This is a genomic window from Deltaproteobacteria bacterium (genome assembly GCA_016180845.1).
GTDB lineage: Bacteria > UBA10199 > UBA10199 > JACPAL01 > JACPAL01 > JACPAK01.
Genome location: JACPAK010000003.1, coordinates 255,573 through 275,185 on the forward strand (window position 1 = coordinate 255,573; position 19,613 = coordinate 275,185).

General features: G+C 51.0%; 19 protein-coding genes. 2 read left to right on the forward strand and 17 right to left on the reverse strand.

The window, feature by feature from the left end:
* Positions 1–2 precede the first annotated feature (2 nt).
* From HYT76_06900 to HYT76_06970, 15 genes are all read right to left on the reverse strand, one after another.
* The gene (locus HYT76_06900; protein ID MBI2083283.1) at positions 3–1,670 is read right to left on the reverse strand and encodes a transglycosylase SLT domain-containing protein; all 1,668 of its coding nucleotides are present in this window, start codon (positions 1,668–1,670) and stop codon (positions 3–5) included.
* Between the two features lies 1 nt (position 1,671).
* Positions 1,672–3,240, reverse strand: coding sequence for a hypothetical protein (locus HYT76_06905; GenBank protein MBI2083284.1), 1,569 nt, complete (start codon positions 3,238–3,240; stop codon positions 1,672–1,674).
* On the reverse strand, positions 3,237–3,818 hold the full coding sequence (gene pilO, locus HYT76_06910; protein ID MBI2083285.1) for a type 4a pilus biogenesis protein PilO: 582 nt from the start codon (positions 3,816–3,818) through the stop codon (positions 3,237–3,239). Before pilO ends, HYT76_06905 begins: the two co-directional genes overlap by 4 nt.
* Positions 3,819–3,836: 18 nt before the next feature.
* On the reverse strand, positions 3,837–4,403 hold the full coding sequence (locus tag HYT76_06915) for a PilN domain-containing protein (protein MBI2083286.1): 567 nt from the start codon (positions 4,401–4,403) through the stop codon (positions 3,837–3,839).
* A gap of 148 nt (positions 4,404–4,551) precedes the next feature.
* On the reverse strand, positions 4,552–5,613 hold the full coding sequence (pilM, locus tag HYT76_06920) for a pilus assembly protein PilM (protein ID MBI2083287.1): 1,062 nt from the start codon (positions 5,611–5,613) through the stop codon (positions 4,552–4,554).
* A 3-nt stretch (positions 5,614–5,616) separates the two neighbouring features.
* Positions 5,617–6,339, reverse strand: a complete 723-nt coding sequence (locus tag HYT76_06925; GenBank protein ID MBI2083288.1) for a tetratricopeptide repeat protein — start codon at positions 6,337–6,339, stop codon at positions 5,617–5,619.
* On the reverse strand, positions 6,315–7,172 hold the full coding sequence (locus HYT76_06930; protein ID MBI2083289.1) for an AAA family ATPase: 858 nt from the start codon (positions 7,170–7,172) through the stop codon (positions 6,315–6,317). The genes HYT76_06925 and HYT76_06930 overlap by 25 nt, the downstream gene beginning before the upstream one ends.
* A gap of 57 nt (positions 7,173–7,229) precedes the next feature.
* On the reverse strand, positions 7,230–8,003 hold the full coding sequence (locus tag HYT76_06935; protein MBI2083290.1) for a hypothetical protein: 774 nt from the start codon (positions 8,001–8,003) through the stop codon (positions 7,230–7,232).
* A complete protein-coding gene (locus HYT76_06940; protein ID MBI2083291.1) occupies positions 7,972–8,670 on the reverse strand; it encodes a hypothetical protein in 699 nt (232 codons plus the stop codon). The genes HYT76_06935 and HYT76_06940 overlap by 32 nt, the downstream gene beginning before the upstream one ends.
* A complete protein-coding gene (locus HYT76_06945; GenBank protein ID MBI2083292.1) occupies positions 8,654–9,145 on the reverse strand; it encodes a prepilin-type N-terminal cleavage/methylation domain-containing protein in 492 nt (163 codons plus the stop codon). Before HYT76_06945 ends, HYT76_06940 begins: the two co-directional genes overlap by 17 nt.
* Complete coding sequence (locus HYT76_06950; GenBank protein ID MBI2083293.1) at positions 9,133–9,543, reverse strand: prepilin-type N-terminal cleavage/methylation domain-containing protein; 411 nt, start codon at positions 9,541–9,543, stop codon at positions 9,133–9,135. Before HYT76_06950 ends, HYT76_06945 begins: the two co-directional genes overlap by 13 nt.
* Positions 9,540–9,983, reverse strand: coding sequence for a prepilin-type N-terminal cleavage/methylation domain-containing protein (locus HYT76_06955; protein ID MBI2083294.1), 444 nt, complete (start codon positions 9,981–9,983; stop codon positions 9,540–9,542). Before HYT76_06955 ends, HYT76_06950 begins: the two co-directional genes overlap by 4 nt.
* A gap of 27 nt (positions 9,984–10,010) precedes the next feature.
* Entirely contained in the window at positions 10,011–10,394 is a 384-nt protein-coding gene (locus HYT76_06960) for a type II secretion system protein (GenBank protein MBI2083295.1), read from the reverse strand.
* A gap of 93 nt (positions 10,395–10,487) precedes the next feature.
* Positions 10,488–11,711: a type II secretion system F family protein gene (locus tag HYT76_06965; protein MBI2083296.1), complete on the reverse strand. Its 1,224-nt coding sequence runs from the start codon at positions 11,709–11,711 to the stop codon at positions 10,488–10,490.
* Between the two features lie 7 nt (positions 11,712–11,718).
* Positions 11,719–13,422 carry a type II/IV secretion system protein gene (locus tag HYT76_06970; protein MBI2083297.1) on the reverse strand — a complete coding sequence of 568 codons (1,704 nt, stop codon included), beginning with the start codon at positions 13,420–13,422 and terminating at the stop codon, positions 11,719–11,721.
* Positions 13,423–13,505: 83 nt separating this feature from the next.
* Between HYT76_06970 and HYT76_06975 the strand changes: the two genes are divergently transcribed.
* Entirely contained in the window at positions 13,506–14,594 is a 1,089-nt protein-coding gene (locus tag HYT76_06975) for a type IV pilus twitching motility protein PilT (protein MBI2083298.1), read from the forward strand.
* Positions 14,595–14,642: 48 nt separating this feature from the next.
* A complete protein-coding gene (locus HYT76_06980) occupies positions 14,643–15,704 on the forward strand; it encodes a type IV pilus twitching motility protein PilT (GenBank protein MBI2083299.1) in 1,062 nt (353 codons plus the stop codon).
* Here the strand turns inward: HYT76_06980 and HYT76_06985 are convergent.
* Positions 15,701–18,667: a PD40 domain-containing protein gene (locus HYT76_06985; GenBank protein MBI2083300.1), complete on the reverse strand. Its 2,967-nt coding sequence runs from the start codon at positions 18,665–18,667 to the stop codon at positions 15,701–15,703. The two genes, HYT76_06980 and HYT76_06985, sit on opposite strands and share 4 nt — an antisense overlap.
* A 45-nt stretch (positions 18,668–18,712) precedes the next feature.
* Positions 18,713–19,613, reverse strand: a 901-nt coding sequence (locus HYT76_06990; GenBank protein MBI2083301.1) for a hypothetical protein, incomplete at its 5' end; no start/stop codon positions are given.

Below are 19,613 nucleotides of genomic sequence, written 5' to 3' on the forward strand. Positions count from 1 at the left end.
AGTTACTGATAAATCCACCGATAAGCAGCCCAATTCGTATAGATCTTCTTCACATAATCCCGCGTCTCCTGATACGGGATCTCTTCGATAAACTCTTCCTCGGAGAGCGCTGACTTATCACGCTGCCAATTTTCGACCACCGCTTCTCCCGCATTATAGGCTGCTGCGATCAGGTACCACTTTTGGTCAAACTGGCGAGAGAGTTTGTCTATATAGAGAACCGCGAGCTCAATATTTGTCATCGGCTCAAAGAGCCACTCACGCTCAAAAAAAGACCACTTGGCCTCTTCGGCCAACCTTTCCCCCGTGAGCGGCATCACCTGCAGCAGCCCAATCGCGCCGACGGGTGAGACAACCGATTCCCGATACTGACTCTCCTGTCTCATCATGGCATAGAGGAGATAAGGATTTGTCTCTCCTCTCAAGGCGGCCTGAGACAAAAGGAAATCGGCGTAAGGGAGCCGATACACGAGATGCTCCGTCCGAGGAATACGAAGTTTGATAACGAAGTTGTCCTTCTCTTTTTTGATTTTTCTCAGATCACCCGGAAGGGGATATCGTTTCTCCGCCCTGAGCTTACGAATCTCCACCTCGGCATCCTTCTCCAGCTGAAGTGACTTGAGCTCTTCAATTCTCTTCAGATCCTCTGAAGGTTCCAGAAGAAGTTTCTCCTGATACCAACGAAGAGAAAAGGTCCTCGGCCACCATCCTTTCAGAACACCTCCGGAAGGAGAACCGTGGAGTCGTGAGACGGCCCGGATTCCGTAATAGGTCGCCGGGTAGCGATCCAGCAAAGAGCGATAGGTCTCTTTCGCCTCCTTCTTTCTTTTGAGCCTCTCCAGACTCCTCCCCTTCCAATAAAGACTAAAGGCACTTTCCTCTTCCGCCAGGGATTGATCGAAGGCCTCTACGGCATTCGACCATCCCCCGAGTCGGTAGTGATCCCACCCTATCTTCTCAAACCATTGACGCCGTTTTCTTGGCGAATCGGCCTCCTCCAACAAAGACTGCATGAGCAAAATCGCCTCACGATACTGGCCGGACGCCTGGTACAAATAGGCGATATTATGAAGGGCGGTCCGCGACACCGCCTTTTGGGGATAGAGCTCACGAATCCTGAAATTTGTCTTCAGCGCCATCTCATAGTCTTGAGACCGTGTGGCTGATTGGGAGAGCCGGATAAGATCATCAAGACTCCCCGGTGCCCCCTCCATCGCCAATTGCGCATAAAGCTCCTTCGCCGATCGATACTGTCGCCGACTAAAAAAACATTCGGCCTGATCTCTTAAGTGAGGAAAATCTTCGCAAAGGATCGGTTTGGGTTTCTCTGCGATCTCCTCGAGAGGGGGGCAATGGTTCCCCTGAAATCTGGCGACCCCCGACCATCGACTCTTCGGGTATTCGGAAATAAGCTCCCTGAAAACCTCATGGGCCTCCTCACACCGCTCCGCTTTCAGATAGGCCTTGCCAAGATAATAGAGGATGTAATCCCTCATCCCGACATCGAGATTTTTTATTTGTTCAAAAGACAGAATCGCCTGATCGGCATTATTTTCATTCAGCGCCTCATAGCCTTTTAAAAAATTTTTCTTGAGCGCCGGGTGGTGCGTCTTTGAGGCACAGGCAGACAACAAGCCAACCAAAATGATTAAAAGAGATTTCTTGAACACGCTAGAAACTAACAATTTTAGGTGTGATAAAGATCATAAGCTCGGTATCAGTTTTTGTTTTGGACTTATTTTGAAACAAATATCCAATAACGGGAATCCTGTTAAACCCAGGGACCCCCCTCTTTTGGATCGAGGAACGAACCCGATACAATCCGCCGATGATAGCGGTGGAACCATCCTCCAGCAAGACAGTGGTTGAGGCGGTACTGTCGACAACCGCTGGAATCCCATCAACCGTGCGGGAAAAATCGGCCTCGCTCTGTGTCGCATCGATCTTTAACTTCACGGTATTGTCGACAGTGATCTGGGGGGTCACGGTCAACTCAATCCCGGTATCGATCTCCTGAAGACCCGATGTGTCTCCCCCAGCAGACCCCGCCGTTGTCCCCAGACTGATCGTTGAGGTCGATTTGACGTAGATCTTTGTCCCGCTCCGGATCTTGGCCGGCATATTATTTAATGTGGAGACCGTCGGCTTGGAGAGGATGCTGATATCCCCTTTTTGCTCTGCAGCGGTCAACTGCCCTTCAATATCAAACCACCCTCCGATCTTCCCGACGAGAAACGTGACTCCGCTCGTCGCCCCCTCGGCCCCCAAATTGACATTAAAAGGCTTGTCGGTATCCTTGCTTGTCGCGACATCTTGAGTCCCGGAAACTGTTGTGTTCCCTTTCGTCCCTGCCACCCCCCACCGGACCCCCAAGGAGCGTGAAAAATCCCGAGTCGCATCGATAATCCTCGCCTCGATCCTGACCTGACGATCTTTCCGATCAATTTCTCTCAAGAGTGAGTGGATGCTGGCAATGATCGGATCCCGATCTTTTACGGTCAGCGTGTTGGTTCGGGCATCCGCAATCACCTGCCCACGATCAGAAAGAAGAGGCCTGACCGAAGCGACAAGATCGGTTGCAGTCGCATAACGGAGGGAAAAGGTCGTTGTCATGAGGTCGGTCCCCCCCGCAAAATCCTCAGGTTTCCCGATACGAATAATGTCCGACTCCACCGCATACTCATATCCATTGACACGAAGGATCGATCGTATCGCCTGCATGAGCTTGATCTGATAGAGAGAAACCGTCACCTCCCCGGAAAGGTTTTCAGGGGCGATAATATTCAACCTGTCTGCCATCGCGAGAAGCCGAATCGCATCCTTGAGTCCCGCATTTCGGAACTCCACTTGGTATCCAGCCCCCTTCTTCCTGTCTGGGGGAGGAGGAACATAATTTTGGAGAAGGAGGGGATAGACAACATCCCTTTGGACAAGCGAGATACGATCCCTTTCAATCTTTTTGACCTCATATTTTCCCAGTAAATCCCCTTCCTGAACCACCTTTCCGGAAAGAAGTGCCATTTTTATATCGTCACCCCAAACAATCCCCTCCACGAGCAGTGTCCCAAGATCAACCTCCTCTTCCCCCTTCACACCCGGCGCAAAGGGACTGCGAGGAAAAGGGACGAGGGCGCGCGGACCTTTTTCAAACTCTTCACGAGCCAGATCTGAAAAAGATGTCGCCCCCAAAGAGAGGGGCAAGAGAATAAAAAGAAACCCTAGAATCAATGTACGCTTCATGGCGTCTTCCTCTGTCCTCCCATCCTGAAAAATCGGCCGGCGATCTCCGCATGAACCTTCGTCGTGTCTCCTTCGGAAACATTCATAATAATATCCCGGACCTGAAATAACGCCGGGAAATTCTCCAAACGCTCCAGATACCTCACCAGATCATTAAAACTCCCTTTGGCCTCCATCAAGAAATCTGTTCGAATATAACCCCCCTCAGAGATATCTGGCTGGAAAGAGAAAGCCTCAACCCGGACCCCTTTCAAAAAAGAAAAATCAGTAATCCTGGGAAGAAGCTCCGGGAGCTCTCGTGACAAAGCCTCCATCTCACCATCCAGGATTTTTAGCTTTATATCTTTTGCCCCGTTTTGGGAAGAAGAACGACGCACAACTGGTGTTTTTTCCATGAATTTGGCCAATGCGCTTCGCTCCACCTCGAGGGCATGAAGGCGTTGTCGGCTGGTCTTGATTTCACGATATTTGGGGAGAAATCCGACTTCAAGAACCAGAAAAATGAAAAAAACAGCGATGAGTAAAAAAAGAATCTGTTCCCGCTGGCTCGCCGTCTGATTCCAATCCACTTTTTCCATAAAGAAACCTCTTCAAAATTAGGAGGACTCTACCGGCTTCAAATGAGAGCTAATCCCCAGATCGATCGTGAATGTAAAAACACGCGCTGTCCCGCGTTTTTCCTGTTTTGAATCTGTCAAGATCGGTTTGACAAAATACGGGGTCAAATCGAGCTCCTTCAAAAAAAGAGAGACGTCTCGCGCCTCTTTCGCCTCGCCGGAAAGGAGCAAGCCGCGTCCGCTAGAAAGATCCGCCTTCTCGTATGATTTGAGACTCACAAGCCAAACACCTGTCGGCATGACCTTAACCATGCGTTGTAAAACCTGAGACCACTGTGGCAGACGGCTGAAGAATTGCCGAACAAGCTCCTTGCCGCTCAGATCCTTTGTCGCTGTCGATTCGGTAAAGAGCTTCTCCTGCTTGATCTTGAGCTGGTTCACCTCTTCGGTCAGTTTCAAAACTTTTTTCTCGAAATACCCGGCCTGAACCCAGACGAGGCCATAACTCAAAACAAAAAAACCGACGAGCATCACCACGACGGTCGCCATCTTCCGATAGGTCAAAACAAAAGTCGCCTTTTCAAAAAAGTTAACGTGTTGAATCATTTGAACTCAGGGGGATATCCCGCTCTCCCCCCGAACCCCCCATCTGATAACCGCTGTTTCATCGTTCGCTCCGTTTGGCCGGACGAAGTGAATCCGATCCGGCCAATACTCGCTCTCTATCAGTAAAACAACCACTTCAAATAGAATCCTATCTATATCTATACAAGGCCAAGCCGATCGCTCCGAAATACAAACAATGCTCTTTCCCTGCCGGCACATTCCACCCTTGAAAAGGATCGGAAAAATCGACTCGGATCCCGACATTCTTCGTCAAAAATTCTGCCAGGGACGGAAAACGCGCCCCTCCACCACAGAGGAAGATTGTCTCAATCCGCCCCTTTTGTTGAAAAAGCAGTGCAAATCCATCCAAAGATCGCTGCACCTCAATCGCAATCCGCGAGTAAAAAAGGGAGAGAACCGACTGAAGCCGTTCCTCAAGCGCGCTCCCGCCATTGTGCACAAGTTTCTCCTTAAGCTCCTTTGCCTCCGCCTCGGGGACAGACAGCTCACGCATGATAAACCGCATCAACTCCTCACCGGAAATCTCGACCAGCGGTCTTGAAAACAAAAGTTTCCTGTCGGCCACAGCGATAAAGGAGGCGTGCCCCTCCCCCAGATCAAGCAAACCATAGACAGCCCCTTCCGCCCAAGGAAGTATCCTGTCCAAGCAAGACAAAAAAGCGACCGGAGTCGGCTCGATCAACCGCGGCTTGAGCGAAAGTTGAGAAAGAAGTTCGATCCTCTTTTCAACAGCCTCCCGATGGATGGCATAAATAATTAATGCCAGACGTTCGCCCCCTGCGGCCTTGTATTCCTGAAGAAGGGTATGCCGGATCAGATACTTGTCGATCGGATCCTCCGTCACATCGCGAAGTTGCCACTTCAAGGCCTCGTTTAAATCAGAGGTTGGCATTTTGGGGAGATCCAGAGACCGGATCTTGAGGGAAGGATCATCAATATTACAGGCTACCGGCAGATGGGCGATCCCTTCTTGCTTCAGGAAGGCCTGAAAGGCATGGAGTGAAGCAGGTTCGCTACTTTCAACAGGATGAGGATAGAAAGAAAAACGGACCCGTGACTCTCCCTGATCTTTAAATTTCTCGAGAACAACGATCTTGACCCCTGCCCGCCCGAAATCAAGACCCAGGATCGGTTTTCGATCAATGAAGTCTTGAACTTTTTTCTGAATCAGAGAAACAAAAGGGTTCATAAGTTATCCTGATGAGGCCTCCAAGGTTTTGATCCGATTTTGAACCTCCATAAAAAATTGGGGATCGAGGTCTTTTGCCAGCTCAAGAAATTTTTGATAACTGCGACGCGCCTCCTCATTTTTCCCTTGGGCCTCGGCGATCAGGCCGATATGAAAATGGGCCTCGGCAGAGTCAGGCTTCAGCTCCAAAAGACGCTGAAACTGGTTTCTCGCCTCATCAAACTTTTTGTCCGCGAGATAGAGCGCCCCCAGATTATTCATCGCCTCTGGATAGTCGGCGCGAAGGGCCAGCGCTTTTTTGTATTGCTCATAAGCCCCCTCCTTGTTCCCAAGTTTTTTCAGAGCAAGCCCCAGGTTATTGTAGGATTCAGGATCCAACGGTTCGAGAATAACCAGTTTTTCGAGAATCCCTCTCGCCTTGGCCCATTGGCCTGTCTTGAGATACCCTTCAGCCTCCTCGTGAAGGGCAGGAACACCGGGCCCGCCAGCAATCCCCAGTGGCGTCGGAGGTGAAAGAGCAGATCTCGCAGAGATTCCCCCTTGAGGCTTCAAGAACTGAAAATAAACAGCAACAAGAAGCCCCATCAGGGCTATCGCGAGAAGGAGATAGAGCCGAATATCGGTCTTCTTCGGAGGGTCAACAACACCATCCACGAATATTTCAGAAGGAGTAGCACTCGCCTTTGTTTTTTCCGCTTTTTTCAGCGCTTCATGGAGGAGAGACATAGGAGTCCTTTCTTACGCATCCACGATTTATCTCCCAAATCTTTGAAAGCAATATCAACGACTCTTTTCGTAATCACATGGGTCTCATGCGTATAAGCAGCCAAAAGCGTCAGGTCACAAAGCGCATTGATCAATCGAGGAATCCCACCGGTGTAATGATGAATCTTCTCGAAGGCATCGGGTTGAAAAACGAGACAACATTTTGGTGCCGCCGCCTTCAACCGATAAAGAATATAATTTTTTGTCTGTTGGACATCGAGGGGAGTCAAGGCATAACGTAGCTGTATCCTCTGCCGAAGTTGTCGCAACTCCTGCTGGCCCATCTTCGTCTCCAGCTCTGGCTGGCCAACAAGAATCAATTGAAGAAGTTTGTGGCTTTCGGTCTCCAGATTGGAGAGGAGTCTGACCATCTCGAGTGCCTCGAGTGAGAGATCTTGGGCCTCATCAATAATCACAACGACTGTCCTCTGCTCCCTGTCACATCGAAGCAAAAAACTATTGAGCAGAGAAATCTGCTCCTGGATGGAACTCCCCTCCTTGATCTCGAGACCGAAATCCCGATTGATCGCCTGCAAGAGGTCGAGCGTCGAGAGAAGAGGGTTTAAAACAAGCGAGGTTTCCACGGAACCATTGAGTCGATTTAGAAATTCGCGAATCGAGGTGGTCTTTCCTGTCCCGACCTCTCCTGTCAGGATCACAAATCCGCGTCTCTTCTGAACCCCGTACACGAGCGTCTGAATCGCCTCCTCATGCTGCGGAGAAAGGTAAAGAAAACGGGTGTCGGGAGTGATATCAAAAGGCGGCTCTGAAAATGAAAAAAAATCGAGGTACACGTCTCCCCCTTGAAGTTGCCGGAATTATAGTACTTTTTGGCTATTTCGGCAAAGGAATTAACAGCTCGAATGAGGACAGGCAGCCAGCGTAAAATGGACCTCCTGGGAGCTTCCATCCCCAAAAAAGAGCTTGAGTCGAAAGGAGTCTTTCTGCCTCATATCAGGTCTCCCAACCCCCTCTACCTTCCGATAGCGGATCTCCTTCAGTTTGTACCGTTGATTACGTCGCATGCGACCGTCGATGAGATCGACAAGCTCTCCGGACTGGATCACCGGGGGCGCATCATAAAGTCGACTATCACTAATGGAACTCAAGCGAACTTTCTCATAACTTTCTCCCCCATCGGACTCCCACGAAAGGACCATCTTGTCTAAAACAACCTCTTCCCCGCATCGCTTCGTGAGCCAAATCCGCGCAAGCTCGGAACCCCGATCATGGGTATGGGACTCTGAGGTATCGATCAGTAAGCAATCCGCCTGTGTCGGGAGAGAGACACTATGAAGGACTTGTGAAGGCCCGGAACGGCTCGTAACCATGACGCTGGATCCGTCTCTTTCAACATGAAAGCTGCCACGTCCCAATATGGTCTCTGCCACTTCAGGGCTTCGTCCTTCATAAAAACGCTGGAGCGCATATTCGATCCCCGCCAGATTGGTAAATGTCGCCTGATCCTGAGAGATGAGATCGGTTCGAACCGTCTGGTTCGTCGAGACAAGACTGACCAGTGTCCAACCCATAATCGAAAGGAGGGAGAGGAGAAAAACAATCGCGAGCAGGGATCCTCCCCTCTCCTCACTTTTAATCAGGAGTAAAGGTATAACTTTCGGCACTTCCATCCCCCATCATGAAATTGATCGTGAAGGTTTTCCCCTCCATATTGTTCGTAAACCTCATTTCATTCACATTATTCATATTGTTTCCCGTCATGATGTAATCGGCGAGTTCCGTGGTCTGTCCCGAAAGGACCGGGGGCTCATCATAGACGGTTTGGCTTTCGATCCGAATCTTTCTGAGTCCCTCAGAACCAGGATTTGTCCAGGAGGCAACAATCTTGTCGATCACAGCCTGTTCCAGACAGATTTTTTCGAATTGAATATGTTGAAGATTTTGCCCATCATTATTCAGATCAACATCCGTAAGATCGAACTCCGTGCAATCCGCCTGAGAGGGACTCGTCACACTGTGAACGACCTGGGAGGTATTGTAAACTCCGGTCACCGTAACGACACGCCCCTCGCGGGCAATCGTGAAAGTGCCCCCTCCAAAGCCCATACCGGGAGAGACGACCACCGGACTGACACCTTCATAAATTTTACGCATCGCATATTCCAAACCTGCCTGAGTCACATAAAAGGCGCGGTCATAAAGGAGTTGATCGGCATGAATCGACTGCGTGGTCATCACGAGGGAAGCGATCGCAAATCCAAAAAGAGACAGGAGCACGATCAATCCGGCTGCGAAAAGTGACGAGAACCCTCTTTTATCTGAAATTCTCATAGATATAATTCCTTGGGAATATATCCGTTCTCAAATCGAGTGTCCCGGAGCCACGTTCTGTCTGCAACGTCATATCGATGTGGATCCTGCGAACCTGAGGGGCCGCGGAGGTTTCATTGCCGTTACTCTGGTAATAGGTCATTCGCAAATTCTGAATCCCCGAGGCGAGGATATCGTTCCCCTGACGAAGATCGGTTCCGTCGAGACGAAACTCCACGGGGCTCAACGTTTCATCCAGGAAAACAACACGATCCGGAGAGGCGACCTGAACCTCCTTGAGAAGCTCTAGCTCCTTCTGAACCCGCGTCATCGCGAGACGGGCCTGCTGGACAACATCAGTTCTGTCGGTCACAAACCGGAAGGCATCGACACCACGTCCCATGAGGACACCAGAAACAACGACGATAATTCCCAAAAGGGTCATCGCCAGAATGAGCTCGATTAACGTAAAACCTTTTGAATTTATTCGTTCCATTTTGTCAGGAGGGTTTCAAGCATTACGACCCTCCCCCCCTCCCAGGAAACGGTGACCGCGACTCTCTTGTAGCCACTTCCGTTACGATCCAGATTGAAGTTGTCCGACTCGACCTCTCGAATGGAAATTGTTCTTGAAAAGGGGGCGAAGGAACCGCTGAAGCTTTCGATCATCGGGTAATTCGCCGTCGTCACGTAATCATAACCATTCATCTTCTTATCGAAGAGAATCCGCTCGATCCTCTCTCGCGCAAGCTCTGTCGCCTGAAGCGTCCGATCGGTGTCAACAGACGTACTGACCGTCCCCTGAAAAAGATTCATGATCCCGAAGAGGCCGATACCGATGATCAAAATTGCCAAAACAGTTTCGATAAAAGTAAATCCTGTTTCACGTCTCATGGAATAGTCACCCTGCCTGTGTTGGCACCGATCTGAATCATTTTTGTTGCCACCCCATTCTGGATGACGACATTCCCCCCGGCACCGATCGTCGGCTGACCGATTAAATCAAATTCAACCTGATAATCATTCGTGACAAATGTCTGGTAAAATCGATCCAGGTCTTCGGAAAAACTGGTCCTTGTCAGTGGATCGGTAATCGGAGTCGCCGGTGAACCTTGATAGAGGATGTAGGATCCCCCCGCTGTAAAAAGAATCCCGTGGGGAACCCCACGGGACATCGCAAGAGATTGCGCATAGAGGATATCGGAACGAATCTTCCTCGCTGCGGCATCAAGCCCGGCAGGCGACAGGTTAAGACGCGGAACGGCGGTGATCACAAGAACCGCAAGGATCGCAATAACAAAAATCACCTCGAGAAGGGTAAATCCTCTCCCCACTCACACCGCCTCCTTTATGAACACGCTTTACTGAAACGTGCCGGTTGCTGGATTGTAGGTGTAGTTTGTGGTCGCTGCCCCATCATTATGGGTGTAGACCAAACCTGCCTTGGTCCAGCTGCCGTCAGTGAGCGCCTGATCGAGCACAGTCCCGAAACAGGTGGCACAGGCCCCATCCGCCTGGGCATCGAGCGTCGTCGGATAATTTCCCGGTCCCCCTGTCACGAGATCATTGGCACGCCATAGGGCAACACCGGATCGAACACTCGCCACCACCCCATCTCGAGAGGCCTGACGTGCCTGCGTCCCCATGTTAAAAAATCTGGGGAGCGCTACCACTGCCAGGATCCCAAGCAGGGTAATCACGAGGATCAGTTCGATCATGGTGAAACCCTTTTCTCCTCGCCTCATACGTCCCTCCTTTCAAACAATTTATCTTATTAATTGACCATAATATATGCCTTTTTCTAATGTTTGAAAACTAATATTTTAAAGATGATAATATCAGTGGGTTCCAGTTGCGAATGTCGTCATATTCCAGATCGGCAGGAAGATCGCGAGGGCAAAAAGCCCAACCATTCCAAATATTAAGAAAAGGAGAATCGGCTCCAGCAGGGTCGAAAGATTTTTGATGGTATGTCCCACCTCCATATCATAATGGGAACCGACACTATCCATCATCTCATCCAGGGCCCCTGATTTTTCACCCGCCGCTACTGCTTCCTCGATGACAGGGGTGAAAAAACGACACTGCTGCATCCCCTCCGAAAGACTCCTCCCCCGCGTCACCTCGAGCCGGAGTTGATCGACATCACGTTGAAAGGCGCCATTTTCAATCGTTCCTCCTGTAATCTCCAAGGCACGTGTAATCGGCAGACCACTCTTATAAAGGGAGGAGAGGATGTGACAAAACCGCGCATTGGCCACCCGAAGATTGAGTGGTCCAAAAACAGGAAGCTTGAAGGCCAACTCCCCCAGCCTCATCTTCCCGCGCAAGGTCGCCTTGTATCTCCTGTACAGAAAAAGAAAAAGGAGACCTGCCGCCAGAAGGAGAAACCACCAATGGACAAAGAAATAACTCATCTTCATCAGAATGACAGTTGGCAGAGGGAGGGCCGCCTTATAATTAGCATAAAAGGCAGCGAATTTCGGAACGACAACAATCATCAACACCGTGATTGCCAACATAAGCGTGGCAATCACAATCTTCGGATAAAGGGTCGCCGACTTCACGGCGCTCCGGATACCGATCTCTTTTTCCAGGAGATCTCCCAGATGTTTTAAGGTCTCATCCAGGATCCCGGCCTCCTCACCTGCAGCCAGCATATTGACATACAGTTCACGAAAGACTTCCGGAAATTTAGAAAAGGCCTGAGCCAAGGTCGAGCCACTCGCCACTGCAGATCGAATTCCCTGGAGCACCTCGACCATTTTCTTGTTACGCGACTGTCGCAAGAGGGCTGAAAAAATCGAGTCCATTCCCAACCCCGCCTTGAAAAGGGTCTGAAACTGGCGCGTGAAGACAAGCAGCTCTTCCGATCGAATCCGTCTTGAAAAAATCCGTGAAAGAGAGGGGAGACGGAAACCTTTGACGACCTTCCTCACACGAAGCGGAATCAACCCCTGGTTGGAAAGATGGCTCATGAGGGCATCTTCTGCATTCGCCTCAAGCTCACCGGTAATCAGCATCCCTGCAGGATCTCGAGCCCGGTAGGAAAAAAGAGGCATAAGAAAATCAGTCCTCCTGCTGCGTGACTCTTAAAACCTCCTCGATCGTTGTCATACCCGCTTCCACTTTATCAAACCCGTCTTCCAGCATTGTCTTCACCCCGATTTTCCGGAACGATTCTTCGATCTTTGACTCATTCATCCCCTCATCGATCATGACCCTCACCGCCCCCCGAATAGGGGCGAGCTCAAAGATCCCGATCCGACCCGAAAAACCTGAGAGACGGCATTTGGTACAGCCACGCCCGCGATAAAACTTTTTCACGACCCCAATAATCGGCTCAACGCTGGCCAACTGAGGAGGAGCACACTCCTCGCGACATTGTGGACAGATGCGACGGACAAGCCTCTGGGCCATAACCCCCACAAGGGCAGAGGAAAGTAAAAAAGGCTCGACACCCAAGTCGAGAAGTCGACTCACAGCACCCGCCGTGGTGTTGGTATGAAGTGTCGACAAGACCATATGACCGGTGTTCGCCGCCCTCACGGCAATTTCTGCCGTTTCACGATCCCGAATCTCACCGAGCATGATGATGTCAGGATCTTGCCTCAAGATCGCACGAAGGGCCGAGGCAAAGGTAATCCCCGCCTTGGGATTAATCTGGGCCTGGCTGACACCGGCAATCTCTCTCTCCACAGGGTCTTCAATCGAAACAATATTTTTTTCCGGAGAATTCAGACGTTCTAGAGCGGCATAGAGCGTCGTTGATTTCCCGGAGCCGGTCGGACCGGTCACCAGAAAGATCCCATGAGGAACCCCACAAAGTTCCGAAAAAATTTTCCGTTCACTTTCGGAAAAGCCAAGATCTTCGATCGATAAACCACCTCCTGTTGAAAGAATCCGAAGGACCGCCTTTTCTCCGTGAAGGGTCGGGTAGGTCGAAACCCGGACATCGACCGGTTTGCCACCGATTTTTAATCGCAATCTGCCGTCCTGCGGCTGTCTTCGTTCGGCAATGTCCATGCCGGAAATAATTTTAATACGCGAAATAATCGGAAGATGCATTTCGCTCGCAAGAATCTGTCTTTCTTCCAGGAGCCCATCAACCCGATATCGGACATGAACCCCTGTCCGTCTCGGTTCAATATGGATATCCGATGCCCCTTCCTGGGAGGCCCTGACAATAATCTCATTGGTCAATTGGACCACCTTGGGACCTGTGGCAATCTCCTCAAGCCTTCTTCCTTCATGCATCGATGTCATTTGTTCATCAGAGCTGACAGACTCCACAAGCTCCAAAGAAACCTCGGACAGGGATCGCTTCAAACTATACGTTTTTTGAATCGCCTCATCGATTTCATAGGAGGAGGCAAGGACCGCACGAATCTTGCAACCTAATGTCTGACGCAGATCCTCAACGGCATGGAGATTCAAGGGATCCGACATCGCCACAACAACTTCCTTGTCTTCCTTTCTTAAGGGGATCAATCGATGCCGTCTCGCCACCGAAAGCGGGACCTTGTGCACCAGATCCCGATCGATCACATATTTTTTGAGGGACACATAGGGGATTGAAAGGTACTGGGCCAAAAAGTTTAAAAAGTCAGGCTCACTGACAAATCCTTTTCGAATAAGGATATCCGAAATATCTTCTCCCATAGTCTCATGACTGACTCGGGCCACGGCAAGCTGATCGGGACTGATCAACCCCTCCTTCACCATCTCCGTCGTGAGACGCTCCATAAGCTGGGGGTTCAATGTCATCGTCATGCCGCCATTATAGCCGATTTCATCCCTGTCATCAATTTTTGATTTTAAATGTAATTAATTGTGATAGCATCTATTAGTAATAGATGATTAATAATCTTATCAAAATGATAATAGAAAAGGGGGCTTCGGACCTCCATCTTGTTGCTGGCGCCCCCCCACAGGCCAGAATCGATGGGAAAATCAGCCCCTTACCAGCCCCTCCCCTCACGCCTGAATCGGTCAAGGAGCTCTGTTTTAGTGTCCTCTCCCCGGAGCAAAAGGCAACATTCGAAGTACGACATGAATGCGATCTGGCAATCGAATTTGAGGGGCTCGGCCGATTTCGCGTCAACATCTATATGCAGAAGGGCTCAGTCGCTGGCGCCTTCCGGCCGATCCCAACAAATATCCCAACGGCAGATTCCCTCGGAATCCCCCCAGTGGTTCAAAAATTGTATGACCTGCCAAGGGGGCTTGTCCTTGTAACCGGCCCAACAGGATCCGGAAAGTCGACAACGCTTGCCTCACTGATTCACAAAATCAACCTGGAACGAGAGGTCCATATCATTACGATCGAGGACCCGATCGAGTTCGTCCATTTCCACAAAAAATCAGTCATCAGTCAGCGAGAGATCGGAAAGGATTCGGCGACGTTTCAGGATGCCTTGAAATATGTCTTGAGACAAGATCCCGACGTGATCCTGATCGGAGAGATGCGGGACCTCGAAACAATCTCCGCTGCGATTACCAGCTCAGAAACAGGACATCTCGTCTTCGCGACCCTTCATACCAATTCGACTGTCCAGACAATCAATCGGATTATCGATGTCTTCCCCCCTCATCAACAGGCACAGATTCGAACCCAACTCTCCTTTGTCCTCGAAGGGGTCATCTGCCAACAACTGATCCCAAAAGTCGATGGCGGTCGCGCCCTCGCCATGGAAATCATGATTCCGAACATGGCGATCCGCAATTTGATCCGTGAAAACAAGCTGCACCAAATTCCTGCACAAATGCAGGTCGGGCAAGAGGGGACAGAGATGCAGACCCTCAATCAGTCGCTCGCTGAACTGGTTCAGAAGAAGATCGTCACTTTCGAGGTGGCCCTCGCCCATGCCTCGGATATCGAAGAGTTTAAAAAACTCGCGAAACCGTCTCGCCCCACAAAGATATCCGCAGTCCCATCACGCTAGAAGATTTTTCATTGCTCGAATCTGACACTCTTGATATCCTCACTGGCAATGCCCAACCTCCGCGAGCTTTTGCAAGTCATGACTGAAAAGCATGCCTCCGATCTCCATGTCGCCGCCGGTTCCCCTCCTCAATTCCGTATTGATGGTGAGCTTGTTGTGATCGGAGCCGAACCGCTAACCGACAGCCAGGCCAAGGAGCTTTGTTACGAATTCCTTCCACCCGATCAAATCAAGCTCTTTGAAAAAGAACAGGAGCTCGATCTTTCGTTCTCCGTCGGAGGGATTTCCCGTTTCAGGGCAAACCTCTACCGCCAGAAAGATTCCGTTGCTGGTTCTTTTCGCGCGATTCCGTTTGGGATCCCACCACCCGATCGACTCGGCGTCCCCCCTTCTGTCGTTGCCCTGACCCGCAAACCATATGGGCTCGTTTTGGTAACTGGGCCGACCGGCTCCGGAAAGTCGACAACACTCGCATCGCTGCTGGATCAGATCAATGCAACCCGTCAGGTTCATATCATGACGATTGAAGAGCCGATTGAGTTTACCCATGAACCCAAAAAGGCCTTCATCTCCCAACGTGAGGTCGGAAGAGATACCGGGGGATTTACCCGGGCCCTCAAACATATTCTGAGACAAGATCCGAATGTCATCATGATCGGTGAGCTGTGGGATCTGGAGACAATGGAAGCTGCCTTGACGATTGCCGAAACGGGGCATCTTGTTTTTGCCACTCTTCACACAAACGGCGCCGTTCCGACGATCAACCGGATCATCGATGCCTTTCCTCCTCATCAGCAAGCCCAGGTCAGAACACAACTCTCGTTTGTGCTGCAGGGAGTTGTCTCTCAGCAACTCCTTCCAAAAATTGGTGGTGGACGTGCCTTGGCCACAGAACTTCTGATTCCCAACATGGCGATCTATAATCTGATCCGTGAAAACAAGGTCCATCAGATCTCTTCGCTGATGCAAACCGGTCAGCAAGAGAGCGGAATGATCACGATGAATCAGGCAATGGCCTCTCTCGTCCAGAAAAAATTGGTCGCCTATGAGATCGCCCTTGCGAGGTCAACCGATCCGGCCGAGTTTCAGAGGATTTGTCCGAAAGTCTAAAACGAAGTCCCAACCTCCAGGATCACAACACCATTCTTCGCATCAGCGCCGGTCAGCGCATCGGAGAGACCGGCGATCCGGTCTCCATTCGTCACGATAATGCCGTAACCCAAACGTCCCGTAATTGGAAGGTAATAGCCGATCACAAATTCCCCACGAAGCTCGGCACCAACACCCAGAAGCGGTCGATCATAGACAGGATTGTTGCGGCGGTAGGCATCTCCAAGGTCGGCGAATAGGGCGAAGTGCGCCGCATTTCCATGCAGCGGAAGCGTCCCTAATCCTCGTTCCACGTAGAACAATGGAAGTCTGTATTCCAGAGAGGCAACCCAGGCTCGATCCCTCGAAAAGGTATAGAACGGAAGTCCGCGCAGTGAAAAGACCCGGCTGGAGGAACCGGTGAATGGACTTTCGCCCAAAGAACCCCCCAGACCAAAATTTCCCTGGATCAGTTGATCGCCAAAGGCGATCCCCCCTGCCCCTCGAATCGCAATGACATGATGCCTCCCCAAGTGGAAAAATTTTCGGGCGTCTGTCCAAGCTACTTGCTGTTCCAAACGTTCCGAGGCACCGAGCAATGTGTCGGTCACCTGCCCATTGAGTGAAAATGTGTGCCCTCTCTCCGGACTAATCGCGGCGGTCGATTTCTCAAGGTTTGAGTAGCGGTATTGAGAATGGATTCCGGAATAGTTCCCAAGCGTCAAAAGAGTGATCCCTGCAGGAAGCCCTGACTCCACCGAACGATCCTCAAAAAAATAATTGATCGAGGCGGTATGCCTTCCCATGGGGAACGAAAAACCACCATGCGCCCTCCATCTTTCCTCAAAAAAATCGGTTCCTGTCCTGAAGAGATCCCCAAAATTGACACTATAAAAAGAAGAGCCAACGAAAAAATTCGGCCAGAAGCGGCTGTAAACATAACCAAAATCATACCCGACAAATTGATTGTCACTCCGATAGGTCACATCCCCGAACCACGAATGGCGCATGAGGGGATCATTGTTGCTGATTATCGCCGAGAGAAAGAGGGCGTTGTCGATCAGCGCGGCGCCGGGGAGGAGGTAACGGGGAATCAGCAGTTTGGGAAAGGGGGTGTACGAGGAAATAGTGCCGGCAGCAGGGCTGGAGAGCGAGTCGGGTTTGCCGGGAGCGGTCGGGGACCCCATGAGGCCCAGCGGGGCATGAAAACGCGCGGCTTCTATGCGCGAAGGTTCATGACCTGCTGGGCCCATGAGGGTGAGCGCGGAGGCACTAGCCGACGAAGCGAAACAGCCCTGCTGCCGGCACTGCCGAATCTCAAACCCCCTCCCATTATAATAGCTAAAGGCAAGCTCGCCGGTCGCGGAGACGGTCGGATCGAAGGCGCCCGTGAGGAGGTTAGTTATCTTCTCCTGTCGACCGGTCTGAAGATTATAGCGATGAATGTTGTAGATCCCCTCTCTGTCCGAAGAATAGTAGAGATACCGCCCTCGTCTGCCCCATTCGGGTCTGTCTTCCACCCCCCTGTCGTTCGTTATCTTCTTCCTCTTCTTCCCCGTCTCCGCATCAACGAGCCAGAGGTCGCGTTGTCCTTTCTCATGGATGGAGACAGCGATCCATTTTCCATCGGGAGACCAGCGGGGATGATTGAACTCCGTTCCGACCGGAACCTCTGCCTCCCCCCACTCCTCCAGATTTTTTTCTTCGAGATCATAAACGACGAGCCTCGAGCGCCCCATTTGATTCTGGACACAAACCACCCTCTTTCCATCCGGTGAATAATCAGGATCCCTGAGCCGGAGCCCTTTTGTGAGTTTTTTTGATTTCCTCGATTCGATATCGATCTCATGGAGATCCGAATAATTATAATAACGTTTATGACGGCCGATACTCGAATAAAGAATCTTGGATCCATCGGGAGAAAAGGAGAGCTGCTGGATATCCTTCTTTTTCAGAAGAACCTTTTCCTTCCCATTTTGCAGATCACGAAGCCTCAATTCCGTCCGATGATGGATCGAGGTCGTCAGATAGACGAGCGAATCCCCAGAAGGTGAAAAGCGAGGCAGATTGAAAGATTCGCCTCTTTCAGGTTCAAGCCAGGGTTCCCCTTCACGCATGCCTCTCTTGCCGACTGACTCCTTCACCTTTGTATAACGAACCAACAATTCGCCCTTCCAATCCTCCCAGAGATCATAGAAACTTTTCCCAAAAGACTTTTTCGCCTTGTTGTTCAGCGAAAAAAACCAGAGCGAGGCGCCGTAGCGGTGGCTGAAGTCAATGATCTTCTCTTCACCATACGTCTCTGAAAGATATTTCCAAAAGGCGACGCCGTAGAGATATTGAGCACGCCAGGCGGGCCAGGAGTATTGAACCCCCGCCATCTGATCGAGCTTCAGGAACTGATCGTTCAGGATATCGGTCCGAAGCAACATCTCCGTATAAGAAGATCGACCCCGTCCTCGCGTCGTCTCCGCCGTCTCCATATAAGTCGCGATCCCCTCCGGGACCCAACCGGGCGAGAGCCCATTCGGGGCCATGAGCTTACCGACGATCAGCTTCAGCGCCTTCGCCGGATACCGCGTGTCACTGATATGGATAATGTGGGTATACTCATGGAGGAAGACCTCTCGAAGCCATTCGTCATAATCGGCGAGATTGCTATCCGGTGTCGGGGCCACGGCGCGGAGCAGGATCATATTGTACGGGATCACCATCGCGAAGGCGTTTGCGGCATCCTCCTGATCGACGACGACGACCTCTGTCCGTCCGACCGGATAGGCATCAAATTTTTTGGAGAGGATCTGGTACGCCTCTTCCGTAACCTCCACGAGCCGTTCGACCACCTCCTCTTCTCCTTCATAGAAATGGATCGCGAAGTGGGCAGTCTTGAGAGTCTTCCATTTGAGCTTCGGATCAAAGGGGCTCGCGTTCAGAAACGATGGGACCAAAAGAAGGAATAGCAGGAGAAAGGACCTCAAAGACATTAAGGATCCAAGTTTACCGAAGAACTGGGAAGGATCAATTTATTTCTACTGACTACAGGTGGCATTCGCAAATACCGCGGTACAGGTAGCACCCTCGGTGTTACTCCCCACCACCGTCATACAGTTGGCCGCCTCTCCCCCTGAAAGAACCGTCAGCGTCTCCGTCACTGAGGTACAAGAGAGCGGTGAGATCGCTCCAGACAGGGTTTGAGAGTAGGTCACATTACAATTCCCCATGACTCCACCAATGTCATTATAGGTAGTGGTCATCGTAATCGACCAGGTGTTACCACTCTTGGTCCCCGCCATTGATTGAGTATTATCGCTACTCGATACAGTATCAAAGCTGTCATCCATGGTGCCGGTCGTAACAGGAAGACTCGCACCAAAGGTCGTCGAGGTCTGTGCAGGATTCGACGCAACCGTCATCGTCCCCGTCCCACCGGCGTCACCAACAGCAAAGAGGGGACAATTCTCTGACGTCACACTACCCCTCGTCACCGTAATAGTACTCGGGGCTGCCGGGAGACCATTCGCGATACAGAACCCACCGGTGCAGATCGCTAAACCGCAGTTAGCACTAACAGAACAGACATGACCCACCTGCCCCGTTCCGTTTGGCATACAACGCCGATCTATAGAGGTGCCACCGCAATAGCCAGAAGTACATTCAGTGCTGGCGGTACAGATCTCGGCATCTGCCCTCTTGGTTGTTGTGGTTGTCGTCGTCCCGCCACTTCCTGTCGAATAACAGGCAAGCCTTGTCGCATCCGTCGTCGCAGTACTGAGACAGGTGTCGACCGTGCTCGTCCCGGTTGCCGTGATCGTGCCCAGATTACTCGTAAAGGTGGCATCGGCCTTCGTCGGATCGTAGACCGCCCCTTGAGACCCGATGTTCGCATTAAACAAGGTATTTGTCCGACTGATCGCCTCAGCACTCCCGGCC

Excerpts from the sequence above, each read along its gene's own strand:
- HYT76_06975 (MBI2083298.1), top strand. The coding sequence starts at position 13,506 with ATGATTAATAATCTTATCAAAATGATAATAGAAAAGGGGGCTTCGGAC.
- HYT76_06965 (MBI2083296.1), bottom strand. The coding sequence starts at position 11,711 with ATGCCTCTTTTTTCCTACCGGGCTCGAGATCCTGCAGGGATGCTGATT.
- HYT76_06950 (MBI2083293.1), bottom strand. The coding sequence starts at position 9,543 with ATGAGACGTGAAACAGGATTTACTTTTATCGAAACTGTTTTGGCAATT.
- HYT76_06985 (MBI2083300.1), bottom strand. The coding sequence starts at position 18,667 with ATGTCTTTGAGGTCCTTTCTCCTGCTATTCCTTCTTTTGGTCCCATCG.
- HYT76_06970 (MBI2083297.1), bottom strand. The coding sequence starts at position 13,422 with ATGACGATGACATTGAACCCCCAGCTTATGGAGCGTCTCACGACGGAG.
- HYT76_06905 (MBI2083284.1), bottom strand. The coding sequence starts at position 3,240 with ATGAAGCGTACATTGATTCTAGGGTTTCTTTTTATTCTCTTGCCCCTC.
- HYT76_06960 (MBI2083295.1), bottom strand. The coding sequence starts at position 10,394 with ATGAGGCGAGGAGAAAAGGGTTTCACCATGATCGAACTGATCCTCGTG.
- HYT76_06925 (MBI2083288.1), bottom strand. The coding sequence starts at position 6,339 with ATGTCTCTCCTCCATGAAGCGCTGAAAAAAGCGGAAAAAACAAAGGCG.
- HYT76_06980 (MBI2083299.1), top strand. The coding sequence starts at position 14,643 with ATGCCCAACCTCCGCGAGCTTTTGCAAGTCATGACTGAAAAGCATGCC.
- pilO (MBI2083285.1), bottom strand. The coding sequence starts at position 3,818 with ATGGAAAAAGTGGATTGGAATCAGACGGCGAGCCAGCGGGAACAGATT.
- HYT76_06945 (MBI2083292.1), bottom strand. The coding sequence starts at position 9,145 with ATGGAACGAATAAATTCAAAAGGTTTTACGTTAATCGAGCTCATTCTG.
- HYT76_06940 (MBI2083291.1), bottom strand. The coding sequence starts at position 8,670 with ATGAGAATTTCAGATAAAAGAGGGTTCTCGTCACTTTTCGCAGCCGGA.
- pilM (MBI2083287.1), bottom strand. The coding sequence starts at position 5,613 with ATGAACCCTTTTGTTTCTCTGATTCAGAAAAAAGTTCAAGACTTCATT.
- HYT76_06915 (MBI2083286.1), bottom strand. The coding sequence starts at position 4,403 with ATGATTCAACACGTTAACTTTTTTGAAAAGGCGACTTTTGTTTTGACC.